At 71.4% G+C, this 19,133-nt stretch carries 19 protein-coding genes; 4 read left to right on the top strand and 15 right to left on the bottom strand.

Annotated elements, in window-relative coordinates; translation table 11 throughout:
• Window positions 1-74: 74 nt before the first annotated feature.
• The 4 genes from AB0M63_RS14755 to AB0M63_RS14770 form a co-directional block, all read right to left on the bottom strand.
• Complete coding sequence (locus tag AB0M63_RS14755) at window positions 75-290, bottom strand: hypothetical protein (protein ID WP_355908130.1); 216 nt, start codon at window positions 288-290, stop codon at window positions 75-77.
• 86 nt (window positions 291-376) lie between these two features.
• Window positions 377-1,264 (bottom strand): SDR family oxidoreductase, encoded by an 888-nt coding sequence (locus tag AB0M63_RS14760; RefSeq protein WP_355908127.1) that lies wholly within the window; start codon window positions 1,262-1,264, stop codon window positions 377-379.
• Window positions 1,261-2,196, bottom strand: coding sequence for an alpha/beta hydrolase (locus AB0M63_RS14765; RefSeq protein WP_366019623.1), 936 nt, complete (start codon window positions 2,194-2,196; stop codon window positions 1,261-1,263). Before AB0M63_RS14765 ends, AB0M63_RS14760 begins: the two co-directional genes overlap by 4 nt.
• Window positions 2,193-3,713 (bottom strand): NAD(P)/FAD-dependent oxidoreductase, encoded by a 1,521-nt coding sequence (locus AB0M63_RS14770; RefSeq protein ID WP_366019625.1) that lies wholly within the window; start codon window positions 3,711-3,713, stop codon window positions 2,193-2,195. The genes AB0M63_RS14765 and AB0M63_RS14770 overlap by 4 nt, the downstream gene beginning before the upstream one ends.
• Window positions 3,714-3,845: 132 nt before the next feature.
• Here AB0M63_RS14770 and AB0M63_RS14775 point away from each other — a divergent pair, with 132 nt between their 5' ends.
• The gene (locus AB0M63_RS14775) at window positions 3,846-4,520 is read left to right on the top strand and encodes a MerR family transcriptional regulator (RefSeq protein WP_355908118.1); all 675 of its coding nucleotides are present in this window, start codon (window positions 3,846-3,848) and stop codon (window positions 4,518-4,520) included.
• On the opposite strand, the gene AB0M63_RS14780 is transcribed toward AB0M63_RS14775, so the two are convergent.
• Window positions 4,508-5,311: an exodeoxyribonuclease III gene (locus AB0M63_RS14780; protein ID WP_366019626.1), complete on the bottom strand. Its 804-nt coding sequence runs from the start codon at window positions 5,309-5,311 to the stop codon at window positions 4,508-4,510. The genes AB0M63_RS14775 and AB0M63_RS14780 overlap by 13 nt on opposite strands.
• A 70-nt stretch (window positions 5,312-5,381) precedes the next feature.
• Here AB0M63_RS14780 and AB0M63_RS14785 point away from each other — a divergent pair, with 70 nt between their 5' ends.
• Window positions 5,382-5,858 (top strand): GNAT family N-acetyltransferase, encoded by a 477-nt coding sequence (locus AB0M63_RS14785; protein ID WP_355908112.1) that lies wholly within the window; start codon window positions 5,382-5,384, stop codon window positions 5,856-5,858.
• Between the two features lie 13 nt (window positions 5,859-5,871).
• Here the strand turns inward: AB0M63_RS14785 and AB0M63_RS14790 are convergent, their stop codons facing one another.
• The 10 genes from AB0M63_RS14790 to AB0M63_RS14835 form a co-directional block, all read right to left on the bottom strand.
• Window positions 5,872-6,519: a response regulator transcription factor gene (locus AB0M63_RS14790; RefSeq protein WP_366019627.1), complete on the bottom strand. Its 648-nt coding sequence runs from the start codon at window positions 6,517-6,519 to the stop codon at window positions 5,872-5,874.
• On the bottom strand, window positions 6,519-7,793 hold the full coding sequence (locus tag AB0M63_RS14795; RefSeq protein ID WP_366019629.1) for a sensor domain-containing protein: 1,275 nt from the start codon (window positions 7,791-7,793) through the stop codon (window positions 6,519-6,521). Before AB0M63_RS14795 ends, AB0M63_RS14790 begins: the two co-directional genes overlap by 1 nt.
• 103 nt (window positions 7,794-7,896) lie before the next feature.
• A complete protein-coding gene (locus AB0M63_RS14800; protein ID WP_355908103.1) occupies window positions 7,897-8,223 on the bottom strand; it encodes a helix-turn-helix domain-containing protein in 327 nt (108 codons plus the stop codon).
• A 111-nt stretch (window positions 8,224-8,334) separates the two neighbouring features.
• Window positions 8,335-9,273 (bottom strand): alpha/beta hydrolase, encoded by a 939-nt coding sequence (locus AB0M63_RS14805; RefSeq protein WP_366019630.1) that lies wholly within the window; start codon window positions 9,271-9,273, stop codon window positions 8,335-8,337.
• Between the two features lie 28 nt (window positions 9,274-9,301).
• Window positions 9,302-10,231, bottom strand: a complete 930-nt coding sequence (locus tag AB0M63_RS14810; protein WP_366019631.1) for an NADP-dependent oxidoreductase — start codon at window positions 10,229-10,231, stop codon at window positions 9,302-9,304.
• Window positions 10,228-11,454, bottom strand: a complete 1,227-nt coding sequence (locus tag AB0M63_RS14815) for an MFS transporter (protein ID WP_366019632.1) — start codon at window positions 11,452-11,454, stop codon at window positions 10,228-10,230. The genes AB0M63_RS14810 and AB0M63_RS14815 overlap by 4 nt, the downstream gene beginning before the upstream one ends.
• Entirely contained in the window at window positions 11,451-13,682 is a 2,232-nt protein-coding gene (locus tag AB0M63_RS14820; RefSeq protein ID WP_366019633.1) for a prenyltransferase/squalene oxidase repeat-containing protein, read from the bottom strand. Before AB0M63_RS14820 ends, AB0M63_RS14815 begins: the two co-directional genes overlap by 4 nt.
• A gap of 98 nt (window positions 13,683-13,780) precedes the next feature.
• Complete coding sequence (locus AB0M63_RS14825; RefSeq protein ID WP_355908088.1) at window positions 13,781-14,329, bottom strand: hypothetical protein; 549 nt, start codon at window positions 14,327-14,329, stop codon at window positions 13,781-13,783.
• Window positions 14,326-15,717 carry a hypothetical protein gene (locus AB0M63_RS14830; RefSeq protein WP_366019634.1) on the bottom strand — a complete coding sequence of 464 codons (1,392 nt, stop codon included), beginning with the start codon at window positions 15,715-15,717 and terminating at the stop codon, window positions 14,326-14,328. Before AB0M63_RS14830 ends, AB0M63_RS14825 begins: the two co-directional genes overlap by 4 nt.
• Window positions 15,714-16,649: a DapH/DapD/GlmU-related protein gene (locus AB0M63_RS14835; RefSeq protein ID WP_355908082.1), complete on the bottom strand. Its 936-nt coding sequence runs from the start codon at window positions 16,647-16,649 to the stop codon at window positions 15,714-15,716. Before AB0M63_RS14835 ends, AB0M63_RS14830 begins: the two co-directional genes overlap by 4 nt.
• Window positions 16,650-16,982: 333 nt before the next feature.
• Here AB0M63_RS14835 and rfbB point away from each other — a divergent pair, with 333 nt between their 5' ends.
• Together rfbB and rfbA are read left to right on the top strand one after the other, a co-directional pair.
• A complete protein-coding gene (rfbB, locus tag AB0M63_RS14840) occupies window positions 16,983-17,957 on the top strand; it encodes a dTDP-glucose 4,6-dehydratase (protein ID WP_366019635.1) in 975 nt (324 codons plus the stop codon).
• A gap of 230 nt (window positions 17,958-18,187) precedes the next feature.
• On the top strand, window positions 18,188-19,057 hold the full coding sequence (gene rfbA / locus AB0M63_RS14845; protein ID WP_355908076.1) for a glucose-1-phosphate thymidylyltransferase RfbA: 870 nt from the start codon (window positions 18,188-18,190) through the stop codon (window positions 19,055-19,057).
• Window positions 19,058-19,133 lie beyond the last annotated feature (76 nt).

The raw sequence follows: 19,133 nt of genomic DNA on the forward strand, positions 1-19,133 counted from the left end.
GGGCGGCTACATGATCGCGGGTACATGAGAAAGGGTGCCCCTCGTCAGGGGCACCCTTTGCTCAGGAAAAGACGTCAGACGTCGTAGTCCTGGTCCATGCGGTCCTGCTGCTCCTGCGCGTCCCGGGACGTACGCTCGACGTCCTCGTCACGCCGCTGACCGCGCTCGCGCTCCTGCTCACGACCCTCGCGACCCTGGCCCTGACTCTGGCCACGCTCCCGGCCCATCTTCTCCTTGGCCTTGTTCGCGAGGTCTTCGCCCTTGTCCTGGAACTGGTCCTTCATACCCATGTGGGTTCACTCCCGTAAACGGAGGGGATTGGCCCTTGGTCGGGCCTCGACCAGATTCACACGGGCGGACACACTTCGCATTTCGATCAACTACGGTCCGTAGCGCGCGCCTGTTCATCAGCCGCCCCACCTGCACCGACGAGCCCGGATCGCATCCCCTCCAACCGGGATCCGAACCGCCGCATCTCCCGCTGCCCCACCGACCCGATGATCCCCGGCAGATACCCGCGCACGCCCTGCGTCCCCCGCAGCCACCACTGTCCGTACACATGACTGGACCGCCGCTCGATGCCGGCGACGATCCGGTCCACGGCAGGGCCCAGCGGATAGGTCTTGTTGGCCGGCCACGGCAACCGCTGTCGCAGCTCCCGCATGACCTCGTCCTGGTCGGCCCCGCGCACCATGTCCGTGTCGGTCCACGACAGATAGCCGACGCCGACGCGCACGCCCTTGTAGCCGACCTCGGCGCGCAGGCTGTGCGCGTACGCCTCGACGCCGGACTTGGAGGCGCAGTACGCGGTCATCATCGGCGCGGGTGTGATCGCGGCGAGGGAGGCGATCTGCAGCAGATAGCCGCGGCTCTCCATCAGTACGGGCAGGAACGCCCGCGCGGTCACGGCGGATCCGATGAGGTTGACCTCGATCACCCGCCGCCAGGCCACCGGGTCGGAGTCGAGGAACGGCCCGCCGTTGGCGACGCCCGCGTTGGCGACGACGATGTCGACCTTCCCGAACCGCTCCTTGACCTCGGCGGCGACCCGCGCCATCGCCTCGTGGTCCGTCACGTCGGCGTACCAGTGGCCGCTGTCGGTGTGCAGCCGCTCGGCGACCTGCTTGAGCGCGTCCGGCTCCAGGCCGACCAGCGCCACCTTGGCGCCGCGCGCGGAGAGCTTGCGGGCGAGCAGTTCACCGACGCCCCGCGCGGCCCCGGTCACGACCGCGACCTGACCCTCCAGGCTCACCCTGCTGCTCATGTGCCCTCCTTGACCTGCTCGGCCTGGTCGAACTCCAGGTAGGTGACGGCCAGTTCGCGGATCTTCGCGCTGACCAGCTCGGGCGCCTCGACGGGCGTCATGTGGCCGAGCCCCGCCAGCTCGGTGATTCCGACGCACTGCGGCAGCGCGGCGACCAGCGCCCGCGCGTGCACCGGCGGTGTCATCCGGTCCGCCGTACCGACGACGACGGCGGTGGGCACCGCCAACTCCCGTACGCCGTGGTCGAGATCGAGGGAGTCGAGGACCCGCGACCACGCGTACCGCACCGCTCGCGGACACGCGTGCACGATCCGCGCGCACGCCTCGACCATGTGCGGCGCCGAACCGGGGCCCATCGTCCCGTACTTGAGGATCCGCCGCGCGGCCGGTGTGACCGGCCCGAGCGGCGCCCGGGTCCCGAGGACCTTCCGGGTCAGCCAGGTCCGCGTCCGCCCGGCCCGCAACGGCACGACGAGCGACTCGTCGACCAGCCGCGAACTCCCGGTGCTGCACAGCAGAACGGCCACCGCGTGCTCCCGGAACCGGGCCCGCCCGGCAGCCGCAAGCACGGCCATCCCGCCCATGGAGTGCCCCACGACCACGGCCTTCTCGCCGGGCGCGAGCGCCTTCTCCAGTACGGCTTCCAGGTCGTCGGCGAGCGCGTCGGTGCTGTGCGCGACGCTCACCGGGCTGCGCCCGTGGCCCCGTTGGTCGTAGGCGATGACGCGGTGGTCGGCGGACAGGTCCCGGATCTGCGCCGCCCAGAAGGCAGTTGAGCAGGACCAGCCATGCGCGAGGACGACGGCGGGCGCGTGCTCGGGGCCGTGCACCTCGACGTGCAGCCGGGAGCCGTCGGCCGAGGTGACGGTGAGTTCACGGGTGGGGGCGGGTGGGGCGTAGGGCCCGGACGAGACGTGCATGAGCCGGCTCACGCGTCCACCACCTCCGCCTTCTCCGCCTGCTCCGTCTTCTTGTCGGCCCGCGCTCGGACGACTTCGTACTCCGCGAGATCCACGCGGCGGGTCGCGCGCCTGAACTCGGTCGTCGTACCGGGCCAGATGGTGGTGTTGCGGCCGTTCGCGTCGAGGTACCAGCTGGTGCAGCCGCCGGTGTTCCACACGGTCCGCTTCATCCGTTCCTGCACCCGCCGGTTCCAGGCGCTCACGGCGGCGGGCCGGGCGTCGAGGGCAACGCGTCCGCCCAGCACGTCCAACTGCCGTACGTAGTCGGCGAGATAGTTCAACTGGGACTCGATCATGAGGATCATCGAGGAGTTCCCGAGGCCGGTGTTGGGCCCGATGACGGTCATCCAGTTGGGGAATCCGGCGGCGGAGGCGCCGCGCAGTGCCTGCATGCCGTCCTTCCATGCCTCGGCCAGGGTGCGGCCGTCCGCGCCGACGACCCGGTCGGCGATCGGCATGTCCGTGACGTGGAAGCCGGTGCCGAAGACGATCGCGTCGACCTCGGCCGTACTGCCGTCGGCGGCGACGACCGTAGAACCGCGGACTTCGCTCAACCCGCTGGTCACGACGTCGACATTGGGCTGGGTGAGGGCGGGATAGTAGGCGCTGGAGAGCAGGATGCGCTTGCAGCCGATGCGGTAGTCCGGGGTGAGTCTGGCGCGCAGCGCCGGGTCCTTGATGGAGCGGGCCATGTTCCGCTTGGCCAACTGCTCCACCAGGCCCAGCTCGTTGGGCCTTTTGGTGAACGCCTGGACCTGCAACTCCCTGAGGCCCCACAGGAGTCCGCGGCGGGCCTGGGTGGTGAAGGGCAGTGCGCGGTGCAGGGCGCGTTCGGCGCCGCTGATGGCGCGGTCGACGCGGGGCATGACCCAGGGCGGGGTGCGCTGGAAGAGGGTGAGGCGCTCCACCTCGGGCTGGATCGACGGCACGATCTGGATCGCGGAGGCGCCGGTGCCGACCATGGCGACGCGCTTGCCGCGCAGGTCGTAGTCGTGGTCCCAGCGGGCCGAGTGGAAGACCTTGCCGGGGAAGGATTCGAGCCCCGGGATGTCCGGGATCCTGGGGTCGGACAGCGGCCCGGTGGCGGAGACGACGAGGTCGGCGGAGTACGAACCGCTGCTGGTCTCGATGTCCCAGCGCAGTCGCTCCGCGTCCCACGTCATCATCTTCACTTCGGAGTTGAAGCGGAGGTGCGGCCGGAGCCCGAAGACGTCCGCGACGTTCTCCAGATAGGCGCGGATGTGCCCCTGCCCTGAGAAGGTGCGCGGCCAGTCGGCGTTCGGCGCGAAGGAGAACGAGTACAGATGGGACGGTACGTCGCAGGCGCACCCCGGATAGCTGTTGTCCCGCCAGGTCCCGCCCACGCTGTCGGCGCGCTCCAGGACGACGAAGTCGGTGACGCCCTCGCGCCGCAGCCGCACCGCGGCCCCCAGCCCACCGAATCCGGACCCGATCACCGCCACCCGCACATGCTCGTGTTCGGTCATCCCGTGCCCTTCCCTACGACCATGCGACCACGCCAGTGAACACTGGCGCAATCGGAGCGTAGAGCAGCTCCGTACTCATGGGTAGGGGGCGGGACAAGGAAAGTTACCCGGAGTACGACGTAGGGTGCGGGCGTGGCGGAGAACACCGAGAAGCGCGAATACCGCATGGAGGAGCTGGCCGAGGAGGCCGGCATCACGGTGCGCACGCTGCGCTTCTACCGCGAGCGCAAACTCATCCACCCGCCCCGCCGGGAGGGCCGTATCGCCTGGTACGACGAGACCCACCTGGCCCGGCTGCGCACCATCTCGGCGCTGCTCGAACGCGGCCACACCCTCAACGGCATCGCGGAACTGGCCGAGGCCTTCGACCACGGCCGCAACGTGGGCGAGCTGCTGGGTCTCGGCGCGCCCACCGAGGAGACCCCGGTCCGGCTCACCCCGGAGGCCCTCGCCGACTACTTCGGCGACCAGGCCACCCCGGAGAACTTCGCCGCCTCGCTCGAACTCGGCTACCTCGGCACCGACGGCGGCGAGATCGTCCACATCAGCCGCCGCCTCCTGGACGTCACGGCCGCGCTGGTGCGCGAGGGCATCCCGCTCGCCGACGTGCTCAGCGCGGGCCGCCGCGTCCGCGAGCACACGGAGTCCCTCGCGGAACTCTTCGCCGACCTGGTGCTCACGCGGGGCGGCACCACGGAGGATCTGCAACGACTGCGGCCACTGGCGAAGAGCGTGGTGGAGGCGGAGCTGTCGCTGGCGATGGACCGGCGACTGCAACAGGGCGCCCAAGGGCCTCAGAGGTCGTAGACCACCGTGACCGGCGCGTGGTCCGACCAGCGCTCCTCGTGCGTGGCGGCGCGCTCGACGTACCCCTTGACCGCCTTGGCGGCGAGCCCGGGCGTCGTCACGTGGTAGTCGATGCGCCAGCCGCTGTCGTTGTCGAAGGCCCGCCCCCGGTAGGACCACCACGAGTACGGCCCGTCCACGTCCGGATGCAGGGACCGTACGACGTCGACGTACCCGCCGTTCCCAGCCGCGAGGACACCGCTGAGCCACTCGCGCTCCTCCGGCAGGAACCCGGAGTTCTTCTGGTTGGCCCGCCAGTTCTTGAGGTCGGCGGGCTGGTGGGCGATGTTCCAGTCGCCGCAGACGAGGACCTCGCGGCCGTCGGCGGCGGCCCGTTCGCGCAGGTCCTTCAGGTGGGCGAGGAACTCGCCCATGAAGCGGACCTTCTCGTCCTGCCGCTCGGTGCCGACCTCGCCGGAGGGCAGGTACAGGCTCGCGACCGTGACACCGGGCAGGTCGGCCTCGACGTACCGGCCGCTGCCGTCGAACTCGGCCGACCCGAAGCCGATCTGTACGCGGTCCGGCTCGCGGCGGGTGTAGAGGGAGACGCCCGCGCGCCCCTTGGCGGCGGCCGGCGCGTGCACGACATGCCAGCCCTCGGGGGCGCGGACCTGCTCCGGCAACTGCTGCGGCTCGGCTCGCACCTCCTGGAGGCAGAGCACATCGGCGGAGGTCCCGGCGAGCCACTCCACGAAGCCCTTCTTCGCGGCGGCCCGCAGTCCGTTCACATTGGCAGTAGTCACAGTGAGCACTCCGGCACGATACCGGCACTCTGGACGGAGCCCTGGGTCCCTCCTTCCGCATAGAAGTACGCTTCTCTGCGTGAATATTCGACCCGTCCCGTTCGACCACCCCGACGCCGTCAAGCTGAACGACCAGGTCCAGGCGGAGTACCACGTCCGCTACGGCGACGGCGGCGACGCCACCACCCTGGAACCGTCGGACTTCCAACCCCCGAACGGGGTCTACCTGATCGCGTACGACGAGCAGGACGCCCCCGTCGCCACCGGCGGCTGGCGCGCCCAGGACGCGAACGGCGAGGGCAACGAGGACGGCGACGCCGAACTCAAGCGGATGTACGTCGTCGAGCGGGCACGCGGTCTGGGCCTCGCCCGCCGCATACTGGCCGCCCTGGAGGCGGACGCCCGCGCGGCCGGCCGTACCCGCATGGTCCTGGAGACGGGCACCAAGCAGCCGGAGGCCATCGCCCTCTACATGTCCAGCGGCTACGAGCCCTGCGTGCGGTTCGGCTACTACCGCTTCCACGAGGACAGCCGGTGCTTCGCGAAGGCGTTGTGACCGCGCGTACGGCTCAACTCCTCAGGTAGGTGAGCACGGCCAGCACCCGGCGGTGCACGTCGTCGGCCGGCGGCAGGTCCAGCTTGGCGAGGATGCTGCCTATGTGCTTGCCGACGGCGGCCTCGGTGACCACCAGCTCGCGGGCTATCGCGCCGTTCGACCGGCCCTGGGCGACCAGACTCAGCACCTCCCGCTCGCGCGGGGTCAGCCGCGCCAGCGGATCACGGCGCCGGCGCAGCAACTGCCGTACGACTTCCGGGTCCACGACCGTGCCGCCGGCCGCGACCTCGCGCAGGGCGTCCACGAACTCCTCGACCTGGCCGACCCGGTCCTTGAGCAGATAGCCGACGCCGGTCCCGTCACCGGAGTCGAGCAGCTCGGCCGCGTACGCGCGCTGCACGTACTGGCTGAGCACCAGCACCGGCAGCCCGGGCCGCCCCGCCCGCAGCCGCACGGCCGCGTGCAGTCCCTCGTCCTGGAATCCGGGCGGCATCCGCACATCCGTCACCACGATGTCGGGCACGTGCTCGGCGACGGCGGCCACCAGCGCGTCCGCGTCCCCTACGGCAGCCACCACCTCGTGCCCGAACCGGGCGAGCAGCGCGACGATCCCGTCCCGCAGCAGCACGCTGTCCTCGGCCAGCACGACCCGCAGCGCCATCAGTCCCCCCTCCCCTCGGCCGCCACGCAGGGAATGTCCACGCGCAGGACCGTCGGACCCCCCACCGGGCTCGACACCGAAAGTCTCCCATCCAGCACTGACACCCGGTCCCCGAGCCCGGTCAGCCCGCTCCCCCGCCCGGCGTCCGCGCCCCCGCACCCGTCGTCCCGCACCTCCAACACCAGCCGCCCGTCCCGGTGTTCGCCCCGCACCCCGGCCCGCGCGGCCCCGCTGTGCCGGTCGACGTTGGCGAGGGCCTCGCAGACGACGAAGTAGGCGGTGGCCTCGACGGCGGGCGAAAGCCGCCCGGGCAGCTCCATTTCCAGATCCACGGGTACGGCACTCCGGTCGGCCGCGTCGGCGACGGCGGCTTCGAGGCCGTAGTCGACCAGTACTTGGGGGTGGATGCCGTGGATCAGTTCGCGCAGCTCGGCGAGTGCGCGCCCGGCCTCGTCGTGGGCCTTGGCGAGCTGGTCGGCGAGGGGGCCGGGCGGGGCGTCCAGCCGGGCCAGACCGAGCGTCACGGTGAGCGCGACGAGCCGCTGCTGGGCGCCGTCGTGCAGATCGCGCTCGATCCGCCGCCGCTCGGCCTCGAAGGCGTCCACCAACCGCCCGCGGGAGCGGGCGAGTTCGACCACCCGAAGCCCCAACTCCTCGCGATCGGGCCCCAGCAGCAGCCGCGTCAGGGCGCCCCGCGCCCCGGCGACGACCCCGAGGGCGTAGAGCCCGGGCGCCAGCAGCACGAGCCCGAGCAGGGCGACCCCGGTTGCGGCCGGCCAGGTGGTGACCGTCCACACCTTGAGCACCTTCACCTCGCCGTCCCCCATCAGCGCGGGCGTGGCCAGCACGGCCAGCGGGGCGCCGAGCCCGAGTCCGACCGCGAGCGCGTCGAGCGGCCACAGCACCAGTGCGAACAGCAGCGTGTACGCCAACTCCCGCCAGGTCGCCCGCTCCCGCAAGCGTGTCGTCAGCCAGCCGCGCAACCCCGGCTCGCCCGGCACCCGGTGCGGCCCCGGCACCGGCTCCCGGTCCACGAGCCGCAGCCGGTACCGCTCGGCCACGGCCACGGGTATCCCGGCGAGCGCGGTGAGCACGAGCAACGGCACCCCCACGAGCACGACGGCCAGCACACCCCCACCGACCACCCCGGCCGACAGCACCACCAGCACGACGACCCCGCCCACCGCCCCGCTCCCGAGATACAGCACGGCCCGCCATGGCCACACCGACCACAGAAACCGACGCGTCACCAGGGCCTGCCACACGGTTCGCATGCCGATCACCGTAGAAGGAGGGACGGTTGCGGGGACATGGGCGCAGGGGGTAGGGCCGGCCATACCTGAGCGCCGAGGAGAACCGGGTTCGGCCGCTCGACGGTCAGGCGGGCAGGAGCGCGGCGGCCGGGGCTGTCACCTGGACCGCGTCCAGGAGGCCGGGGAAGCGGGTGTCGATGTCGTCGCGGCGGAGGGTGATGACGCGGGTGGTGCCGCGGACCTCGGTGTGCATGACGCCGGACTCGCGGAGCACCTTCAGATGGTGGGAGAGCGTGGACTTCGCAATGGGGTACTCAAGTTGCCCGCAGACCCGCGAGCCCTCCTCGTGCAGCACCCGGGCGATGTCCCGGCGGATCGGATCGCTCAGCGCGTGCAGCACCCGGTCCAGGGAGATCTCGTCCCGGTCGGGGTGGAAGAGTCCCGTGCGCATGACCACCCTCCTCATCTGCGTCCGTGCGGCCCGATGCACCTTCTTTCAAGGTTCCACGATGATAGAACATGGGTTGGAGCACTGGAAGCGATCTCCCGGTGCTCCGTCCGGTCACCCGCGTAGCGCCGCCCGCAGCACGGTGATCCGTTCCTCCGCCCTCCTGAGCGACACCTTCGCCGTCGGCATCAGGTACGCCAGGTGGTACGCGCCGGAGAAGACGTGCGTCTCCACCGGTACCCCCGCCGCGAAGAGGTTCTCCGCATAGGCCACCGCCTCGTCCCGGCAGGGGTCGTACTCCAGCGCCGTCACATACGCCGGCGGCAGCCCCGACAGGTCCTTGGCCCGGCCGGGCGCCGCGTAGACGGGTACGTCGTCGCCGCCCGCCCGCTCGCCGAGGTAGTGCCGCCAGCTGATCTCGGCGTTCGGGGTGTTCCAGCCGGGTGTGTCGGTGAACCGGGCCATGCTCAGGGTGTCCCGCCGGTCGTCGAGTTCGGGCAGGTCGAGGTACTGGAAAGCGAGTTCGGGACCGCTCCGGTCACGGGCCAGCAGGGCCACCCCTGCCGACAGTCCGCCGCCGGCGCTGATGCCGTGCACCGCGATCCGGGCGGCGTCCACCCGCAGTTCTCCGGCGTTCGCGGCCAGCCACTCCAGTGCCGCGTAGCAGTCCTCCAACCCTGCCGGGTACGGGTGTTCGGGTGCGAGCCGATAGCCGACGGAGACGACGACCGCGTTCACCCGGCGGGCGATGTCCAGGCAGGTGTGGTCGTCGACCTCGATCCGGCCGATGACGAACCCGCCGCCGTGGATGTTGAGGACCGCCGGCAGGTCCTCCGCCATGTCCGCGGGCCGGTAGACCCGCACCGGCACCCCGGGATTGTCCTGGGGACCGGGCACCTCCAGGTCGGTCACCTCGACTCCGGTGGTGTCGGGTGCGGGCTTGCCGACACTGGCCGCGATGAGCGAGGCACGGGTCTTCCGGGGGTCGGTCAGGTCGAAGACCCCGAAGTTCCCGGCGGCCGCGACGAGGTCGGCGTCATAGCGATACGTCATGTTCCGCGTCCTGTTCAGAGTGTGGGGGTCAGTGGGCGGGGGGAAGGAGCACGATCTTGCCGCCGAGCCCGCCCTTCTCCCCCAGCGCCAGCGCCTCGGCGGCGCTGGAGAGGGGAAGGCCGGCGGCGACAGGCAGTTCGAAGGGGCTGTGGCCGATCAGGTCGAGGGTGGAGGCCAGTTCGAGGGGGACGTGGTCCACATAGGGCACGCCGAGCGCCTGTACGGCCGTATCGGCGACGATGGTGACGCGGCGGGCCGCGTCGGGCACCAGCCCTACGGTGGCCTCGGCGGCCTCGATGCCGCCCGCGCAGTCGACGGACGCGTCGAACGGGCCCAGTTCCGCGAGCCGTTCGAGCTGCCCGTCGCCGTACTCGACGGGGACGGCCCCGAGCCCGCGCAGCAGGTCGTGGTGGCGGGCCGAACCGGTACCGACGACCTCGGCCGCCCCGGTGAGGAGGGCGAGTTGGACGAGAGCGAGGCCGACCCCGCCGGACGCCCCGTGCACCAGCAGCCGTTCGCCCGCGCGCAGCCCCACCTGGCGCAGCGCCGAGTACGCGGTGCCGGCGGCCACGGGCAGCACCGCGGCCTGCTCGGCACTGAACCGGTCGGGCCAGGCGGTGAGTTCGTCGGCCTCCTGCGACGCCGGGACCACTTCGTGGACCCGGTAGGTGCCGGGCCGCCCGTGCCGAATCACCCGGTCGCCGGACCTGAACCGCCGTACGCCGGCGCCCACTTCCACGACCACGCCGGCCGCCTCGACGCCCAGACAGGCGCCCGGCATGTCCAGTGGGACGCGTGCCCTCAGGTCACCGCGCAGGATCTTCCAGTCGATCGGGTTCACGCCGATCGCCTGGTAGCGGACCACCACCTCGCCGGGGCCGGCCGAGGGCACCGGCAGATCGGTGGCGTACAACTCGTCCGGAGTGCCGTACCTGTCGAACAGGACGGCCGTGCTCATACGGTGGCCTCCTGCCGACGGAACGCCCCGGCCGCGGTGTACACGCCCAGCGAGACCAGGTAGGCGGCGACAGTGAACGCGGCGACGCCCCAGAATCCGTCGGCCTTGGCGAGCAGGACTCCGCCGACCGCGCCGCCGATGGTCGTGCCGACGTACATGGCCGCGTTGGCCAGGGAGGAGACGGTGCCGCGGGCGGTCTCGGTCTCCTGCTGGAGGATGCTCATGAACACGGGGAAGACGAACCCGGCGACCATCATCACCAGAGCCAGCAGGACGAGCGCGGTGGCGAGGTTCGGGGAGAGCGGCACCACACAGTACAGGGCGCCCATGGTCAGGACGGCGGCGAGCAACGACCGGTACAGGCCCAGCCGTTGGATGAGCCTGCTGCCGAACAGAGAGCCGACGACGTTGCCCGCGCCGACGGCCATCATCGCGGTGCCGACGGAGCCGACGCTCAGCGCGAAGTCCTTGGTGAACCAGGAGCCGAAGAAGGAGATGGCCTCGAAGTTGCCGGTCTGGAAGACCAGGTAGCCGAGCAGGTACCAGCGCAGCCGGCCGGAGCCGAGGACGGTGCCGTAGGTGTGCAGGATGTGGCGCGCCCCCGAGCCCGCCGTGCCGGGGCGGCCCGGCACCGACGGGAAGAACCGAGCGAGCAGCAGCCACAGCAGGGCTGAGACGCTGCCGATCACCCAGAACGGCAGGTGCCAGGAGACGGCCGCGAGCCAGCTGCCCAGCGGGATGCCGGCGAACTGCGCGATGGACAGGCCGGCGGTGGCGAAGCCCATGGTTCGCACGATCAGCTCCGGCCGGACCAGTACCGGGATGGAGGCCCAGATCTGCGGCGAGACGAACGCAGCGCTCACGCCGGCCAGGAACCGGAAGAGGATCATCGTCCAGAAGCCCTGGGCGAAGCCGCACAGCGCGGTCGTCACGGTGAAGGCGACGAGTCCGCCGAGCAGCACCCGGCGCCGGTCCCGGCCGTCGGACAGCGGTCCGGCGACGAGGGCGAACAGGGCGTAGCCGAGGGCGTAGGCGCTGACCATCCAGCCGGAGACGTCGGCGGAGACGTCGAAGGTGTGGGCCAGGGTGGGCAGCAGCGGAGCGACGAGGAAGGTGTCCGTGCCGATCACGAACATGGTGGCGAAGGCCAGCAGGGAGACAGTGCGGGGCGTGGGCCCCGCGGTCTCGGTGACGGCGGCCGGAGTGGAGGAGACACTGGTCATGTCATCATCACCGCCCAGGAGCGGTTCAGTTTCCCTTCGAGCATGTGAAGGGCCTGGACCGCGATGAACCCTTCGTCGGTGGTTTCGGATGGCCCGCCGGGTGTCCGGGAGAAGCCGCCGTCGGCGCTCTGCCGGACCGCGATCCACCGCACGCAGGCGTCGGTGTCGACAGGGCCTTCATGGAGCGCGCCCAGCATGTAGAGCGCCCCGATGGCGTGGTAGGAGCCGACGAAGCTCTCCACCGCGTCGTCCCGGTAGCGGAAGCCGCCGGCCCCGGTCTGGAGGCCGTGCAGCCACGCCACCGTCCGCTCGGCGTGCGGCGGGCGCAGACCGAGCGCGGTCAACGCGCCCACCACCCGGAAGGTGGCGAAGGTGTCGGAGGGCGAGCCGGGCAGGTTGCCGTAGCCCCCGTCGGGGTTCTGGCAGGCCAGGAGGAACGCCACGAGGTCGTCGGGGCGCTCCGGCCGGGCGTCGAGCGCGACCAGGGTGAGGGTCGCGAGATGGGAGTGCCAGGCGTCGCAGGGGAATCCGGGCGCGTTGCCGAAGCCGCCCTCGGGGCGCTGGCAGTCCTTCAGGAACCGCACGCAGGCGTCGCGGTCGAAGTCGGGATGGTCCCCGCCGCCGAGAACCACGGCCGTCAGGACGGCGCAGTAGGTGGTGAACGTCTCGGACGGCAGGGAGGGTTGCTCGCCGAAGCCGCCGTCGGGGTTCTGGGTGGCGAAGACACCGCGGAGCACGCCGGGCACGTCCGGCACCTCTTCGCCGAGGGCCAGCAGGTCGGAGACGACGTGCAGCACGGAGAAGGTCTGCGCGGTGCGGTCCGAGCGCAGGCCGAGGGGTGCGCGGTAGGGGGTCAGTCCGTAGCCGAGGCCGGACCGGGTGGACCTGAGCCAGCGCAGATAGGCCGCGAAGTCGACCGGACCGTCGGAGAGGGGTGCGCTGGTGACATGGCTCAGGTCGTTGTCGAACGGCTCCGGTTCGGGCGGCTCGGCGAGCGCGGGCGCGGCGGGCGTGGACGGTAACCGGTCGCCGAGCGCCCACAGGGTGAGGAGCTGGGTGTGGGCGTGCTTGCCGTGGAAGGGCACGTAGGTGGTGTTGCCGACGGCGAACGAGCCGGTACTGCGCGGCGGGACCATGACGTGCCGGGCCAGCGGGACGGTGGGGTCGACAGGGGTGGAGAACCAGCTGCCCTGGCCCTGGAAGACCCCGCCGACCCGGACGTCGGTGTACCGCTCGACCTCGGCGGCGGCGTCCGCGGCCAGCGCTTTCAGGCGTACGGCGGTGTCGTCGTCGAGGGGGACGCCGGAGCCCTCGCCGGTGCCGAGCGCCGCGGTACGGCGGGCGGCCAGGACGAGCAGGGCGTGGTCGGCGACGAGTTTGGCGGGGAAGGGCGAGTCGGGCCGGCCGTGCAGGGCGGCGATCGGGTCGACGCGGACCACGGAGGAGGCGTCGCTCCGGTCCCAGTAGCCGCGGGCGCCGGTGTGGCCGTGGTGGGCCTGGACGTGCAGCAGGGTCCGGCGGGCCCGGTCGGCCGCGTCGGCGTGGCCGCGCCGGTGCAGTGCGGTCCAGGCGAGGGCGGCCAGGGCGCTCGCCCGGGTGCGGTGGCCGTGGAGGGTGTCCGGTTCGCCGCGCGGGGTGAGGCAGGCCAGGACGCCGTCACCGTGGACGTACCGCTCCAGGTGGCGGGCGGCCTCGTCGAAGAACGCCGAGTGGTCCGGAGTCACGGCCTCGGCGGCCAGGATCAGGACCGCGGTCTCCTCCAACGGGCTCGCCCCGTCCAGGACGGTGGACCAGGAGCGGTCGAGGCGGGCGGGCCGGCTGTGGGCGCGGACCGCCTCGGTGACGCGGTTCAGGTGGTCGCGAGCCTCGGCGGTGAGCGCGGCGTCGTAGAGCAGGGTGCCCGCCCGGTGCAGGGCCCAGGCGGCGAGGGCCTGCCAGGAGGGGGTACGGACGTCGCCGACCGGGTGCGGTACGCCGGTGACGTCGAGGAGTTCGTGGAAGCCGGGGTGCTCGGGGTCGGTGAACTCCCGCAGGGCGGCAAGGAGTCGGGCGGCGAGGTCACTGTCGTCGGGGCCGGGCAGCACCACGAGGGCGAGGGCCGCGTCGCGCAGGGTGCGGTCGGGGGTGATCACGTCGGCGGAGTCGCGGCCGACGACGGCCGGGACACGGGCGTCGGCGTCCAGGAGCTGTTCCAGGACGAAGGTGCGCAAGGAATGAGGGGTGCTCATGCAGGGGACTCCTCGTCGTCACACGGCACATTCGTTGTTCGTGAAACATCGAACATGCTGGATGCTAGCAGGGCGGAAGCCGTTGGACCAGGGAGGGTTCAGCCGGTGCGGGGCAGTGGGCCGGGCCGCCGCGCGTGAGGCAGCGGGCGGATGCGATCGGGACTGAAGCGCTCGTGGACGTAGAGCCGGGCGCCGTCATCACAGGTGATGACGTACTCCTTGTACGCGCACGGGCGTGCCCGTGCGCCCTCCTGCCACTGAGCGGTCCCCGAGGAAAGGATCTCCCGGTGCTGCCGGGTACGCCCTTCGCGCAACCGCGTGCCCAGCGGCGCCATGTCCTCGGCGGAACCGGACCAGCCGGCCGGCGGGGCTGTGAAGACCACGGTGTTGCGGCTGACCACGACAGCGGCCGGGGTGAGCAGGGCGGAACTGCGCCGCACCGCCGTGCCGTCGGCGGCGAGGCCGAGCGCGGAGACGGCCACCGCGCTCAACTGCCGTACGGGGACCCGCTCCTGACGGTCGACGTGCACGGTGAGCCGGGTGTCGAGGAGGGCCTCCAGGAGCAGGGTGGTCGAGCCGTCCCCGGCGAGCAGCATCCGGGTGGCTCCGGCGATCAAGGAGACATCGCCGTGCGGGAGTTCGCTCACCGGACGGGCTCCTCTACCCGGAGGGGGGTGGTCTGCGGGGGCCGGCCGGCCGGCGGGACCCCGTCGACACCCAGGGGCTCGGCATGCGGGACTTCCTCGATCTGCGTGGCCCCTTCGACCCGTGAGGCCGCTGCGCCTCGGGCCCCGGCACCCCGCGAAGCGCGGTCGCCGCGAGCACCGCGGGCCGCCTCGGCGAGCAGCCCCGCGGCCCGCGCGGTACCCGAGCCCTCGGGGGCGATGGCGAGGTGCGCCGGGCTTGGACCGGCACCCCGAGCTCCGATGAACGGCCGTACCGCGTCGGCGAGTTGGTCGACCGCGGGGGCGATCAGGGAGGGGAAGCCGAGGCGACCGAGCCGGTCCGAGGCCTCGACCTCGTGGTACTCCGCCAGGCTGCTGAGCACGAACACCGTCGGCACCCGAAGGGCGGCCACCTCGGTCACGGTGATCCAGCCCGGCGCCGACAGCAGTACGTCGGCCTCCTGGAGCAGCGGCATCCAGTCGGGCAGGTAGGTGAGGACCACCACGTCGTCCGGGGCCTCCACCCATTCCCGGCCCAGCAGCACGAGCTGAAGGTCGGGGTGGGTGTGCTTCAGACGCCGGTGGGCGAGGATGTACGACTCGATGACCCGCTGCTTGTTCTCCCAGAACATGCTGGTACCGCCGACCGAGCCGACCATCACGGGCCCGGGGCCCAGACCGAGGGAGGCGCGCACGTCCTCGCCGTCGCCTCGCTCGGGTATCTCGCGGATCATGGGCCCGGTGAAGACGGCCCGGCCGGCGTCGAGGGCGGCGGCGACCGAGGTGCCGGCGTCGAGCTCGGGGACGTACGGCTTGTCGGTCAGTACGATCTCGGCGGTGGAGACGATCCAGTCGAAGACCGCGTGCAGGGAGTTGCGGCCGCGCCTGAGGTCCTCGCGGTCGACCTTGAAGCCGCCCGCTTCCAGGGTGGAGTCGTCGATCTGGAGGAGCGTGAAGTCGTATCGCTCGGTGACCAGGGCGTGCGGGACACCGGCGATGGCGGCGGCCATGCTGGCGGAGATGTTGTAGTCGCTGACCACCAGGTCGGGGGCGAGGTCCTGGTAGTGGGACAGATAGCCCAGCACCCGCTCGCCGTTGACAAAGGCCGGGGCGGCATAGTCCTTGATGTACGTCTGCCAGCCCAGCTCGCGGGTGAGGTTGGAGCGGGTCGCGTGGTCGACGTGGTCGCCCGCGATGTCGATGACCTTGACACCGGCCGCGTCGAAGAGCGGGCCGAAGGTGGGCTGCAACGAGCCGAGCAGGACGGTGACTTCGGCGTCCGGCGACTGACGGCGCAGCTCGCGGGCGAGGGCGAGGGAGCGCATGTTGTGCCCCGAACCGGTCGGGGCGGGGGCGAAGACGATCCTCATGACGGGTTCCTCTCAAGGACTCCGGAGGTGGTGTGCCGGGCGGGGACGTTCCCGACGACGACGGCCCCCTCGGTCACCTCGGCGCCGTCGCCGAGGACACAGGGGCCGACGAGGGTGGCGTCGGCGCCGATGCGGACGCCCGCCCCGATGGAGACCGGCCCGCCCTGCCAGGGCAGGGAGCGCCGGGTGAGGTCGTGGCCGCTGGAGACGACGAGGACGCCGGCGCCGAGTTCGGCTTCGGCGCCGATGTCGATGCCGTCGGAGGCCTCCAGGACGGCCCGGTCGCCGATCCGCACGCCAGGGCCGCAGCGCAGTCCGCCGCGGGGCGAGGGGCCGTCGGCCCGGCCCATGGCGATCACTCCGGCACCCAGGCGGACGTCAGGCCCGCCGGACAGGTCGGCGTCGAGGACACCGCCGACGCAGGCCCAACCGGTGGGCAGCGGCCTGCGGTTGGAGTCGAGGCGGGCCCGGACCCGGCCGATGATGGCGCCGAACTCGGGGAGACCGTCCTCGGTCACCTCGCGTCGGCGCAGCACCCGGGCCGGCCGGCCCACCACGATCATGTCCTCCGGCACGTCGGCGGTGACGTGCGCGCCAGCCGCCACGACCGCGCCGGGGCCGATCCTGACGCCCGGTTCGACCACAGCCCGGGCGCCGATCCAGGCGGCGGCCCCGACCAGGACGGGCGCGGCGCCGGGCCGGCCGATCCGGGCCAGGGAGGCGATCTGACAGCCGGAGACGATCCGTGCGGAACCGATCCTGCAGCGGAATCCGACAAAGACCCCGCCCTCGACGGCACAGTCGTGCAGCGCCGTTCCGTGCCGGATCCAGGCACCGGGCCCGACGGTCGTACCGGCGATCAGCTCGGTGTCGGCCTCGACGAGCGCGGTGGGATCGACCGTGGATAAAACGGGGTCGGTTCCATGTTCCACGAAATACTCCATGGCCATGGAAAGTAAGCCTCTTTCGTTCAAGTCCGCAACCCCTTCCCGAAACTCGCAAGGGAAGACGTGGCAGAGTTTTTCGGTAACGCAGAATTCACATTCAACAGCGCCCAACGGAACGTAAAGTTCCGCTTGTTCGGCTGAAGTGGGGCTCTTGGGGAATCCATTACCGCAAGATGAGTTACGCCCGAATGAACGCCGAGGCCCAGCTCACCACTCCCCACGATCACCCCATTGCGCAACAATGTTCGATGTTCTACGATGTTTGAACGTCCAGGTTCGGAATAACCGCCAGTATTTTTCACCGAAGGACGTTTCGCCATGCATATTTTAGTCACCGGCGGCGCCGGATTCATCGGCAGCAATTACGTGCGCCGCCTACTGAACGGCCATTCGGACATCACAGCCGACCAGGTCACCGTTCTCGACAAGCTCACCTATGCGGGAAATCCCGCCAATCTGGACCCGGTTTCCGCACATCCGGCCCTGCGCTTCGTCGAGGGCGACATCGGTGACCCGGTACTGGTCCCGGAGCTGCTCGCCGGCGTGGACGCGGTCGTCAACTTCGCCGCCGAGACCCATGTCGACCGCTCCATCCACAGCTCCGCCGAGTTCGTCACCACCAACGTGCTCGGCACCCAGAACCTCCTCCAGGCCGCCCTGCACACCGGCGTCCCCCGGTTCGTGCACGTCTCCACGGACGAGGTGTACGGCTCCATCGACGCGGGATCCTGGACCGAGGACTGGCCGCTGTCCCCCAACTCCCCCTACGCCGCCGCCAAGGCGGGCGCCGACCTGCTCGTGCACGCCTACGCCCGCACCCACGGGCTGAACGTCGGCATCACCCGCTGCAGCAACAACTACGGCCCCTACCAGCACCCCGAGAAGCTCGTCCCACACTTCGTGACCACCCTCGCCCGCGGAGGCATGGTCCCGTTGTACGGCGACGGGCTCAACGTCCGCGACTGGCTGCACGTCGACGACCACTGCCGCGGCATCGACCTGGTGCTCGCCAAGGGCGCGCCCGGGGAGGTCTACAACATCGGCGGGGGCACAGAGTTGACGAACCGTCGGCTGACCGGGCTGATCCTCGAAACGTGCGGCGCCGACTGGTCGTCCGTGCGCCGGGTGCCCGACCGGAAGGGCCACGACCGCCGCTACTCCCTCGACGACACCAAGCTGCGCGCCCTCGGCTACCGGCCCGAAGTCGACTTCGTCCAGGGGCTCGCGGCGACGATCGCCTGGTACCGGGACAACCCCGCCTGGTGGGAGCCGCTGACGGCGACGGCCGCGTGAGGCCCGGATCCCGGCGTCACCTTCCCGGCGTCCGCCCGCTGGACGGGCCCGGCGGCGACGGGGCCAGCGCGAGCTCACACGGGGACCGCTCGCCGGGCGCCGGAACACCCCTGCACACCGCGCGAAGCCCCCGTTCACCGGAACCCCGGCAGGCCGGACCAGCGGCCCGGACCCCGCCGGCAGAGCCCCGTGCACACCCCCCACCCTCCACAACCCGGAAGGACATCCCCATGCGCGGCATCATCCTCGCCGGCGGTTCCGGAACCCGGCTGCGCCCGCTGACCAGCGTGCACTCCAAGCAGTTGCTGCCCGTCTACGACAAACCGATGATCTACTACCCGCTGTCCGTCCTGATGCACACCGGTATCCGCGAGATCCTCCTCATCTCCGGCCCCGAGCACCTCGACGCCTACCGCTCGCTCCTCGGCGACGGCAGCCGCCTGGGCATCCGTCTGCGATACGCCGTCCAGGACGAGCCCCGCGGCATCGCCGAAGCCCTCATCCTGGGCGGCTCCTTCGCCCGCGAGGAACCGGTCTGCCTCATCCTCGGCGACAACATCTTCTATGGGCACCGGCTGCCCGACCTGCTGCGCCGGGAGTCCCAACTCCTCGACGGCTGCACCCTGTTCGGCTACCCGGTCAGCGACCCCGAGCGCTACGGCGTGGCGACGGTCGACGACTCGGGCACCATCATGACCCTCGTGGAGAAGCCGGCCCGCCCCACCTCCAACCTCGCCGTCACCGGCCTCTACATGTACGACGGCACCGCCGCGGAACGCGCCGCCGGGCTCACCCCGTCCCGGCGCGGCGAGTTGGAGGTCACCGACCTCAACCTCAGCTATGTGCGCGAGGGCCGGGCCCGCCTGGTCAACCTGGGCCGCGGCTCGGCCTGGTTCGACACCGGCACGCACGACAGCCTGCTGGAGGCCGCGATGTTCGTCCAGGTGCTGGAGAAGCGCCAGGGCATCCGCATCTCCTGCCTGGAGGAGATCGCCTACCGCATGGGATACGTCGACAAGGAACGGCTCGCCCTGCTCGGCAAGGAGCTCTCGGCGTCCTCCAGTTACGGCCGGTACGTGATGGAACTGGCCGAGGCCTGAGGCGTGATGCCCAAGGCCCGAGGCCTGAGGCCCAAGGTCTGAGGGCGAACTCCCGTACCCGCACCTGCACTTCACC

The sequence above is a fragment of the Streptomyces sp. NPDC051576 genome (genome assembly GCF_040681835.1).
In the GTDB taxonomy this organism is placed as follows: Bacteria; Actinomycetota; Actinomycetes; order Streptomycetales; family Streptomycetaceae; genus Streptomyces.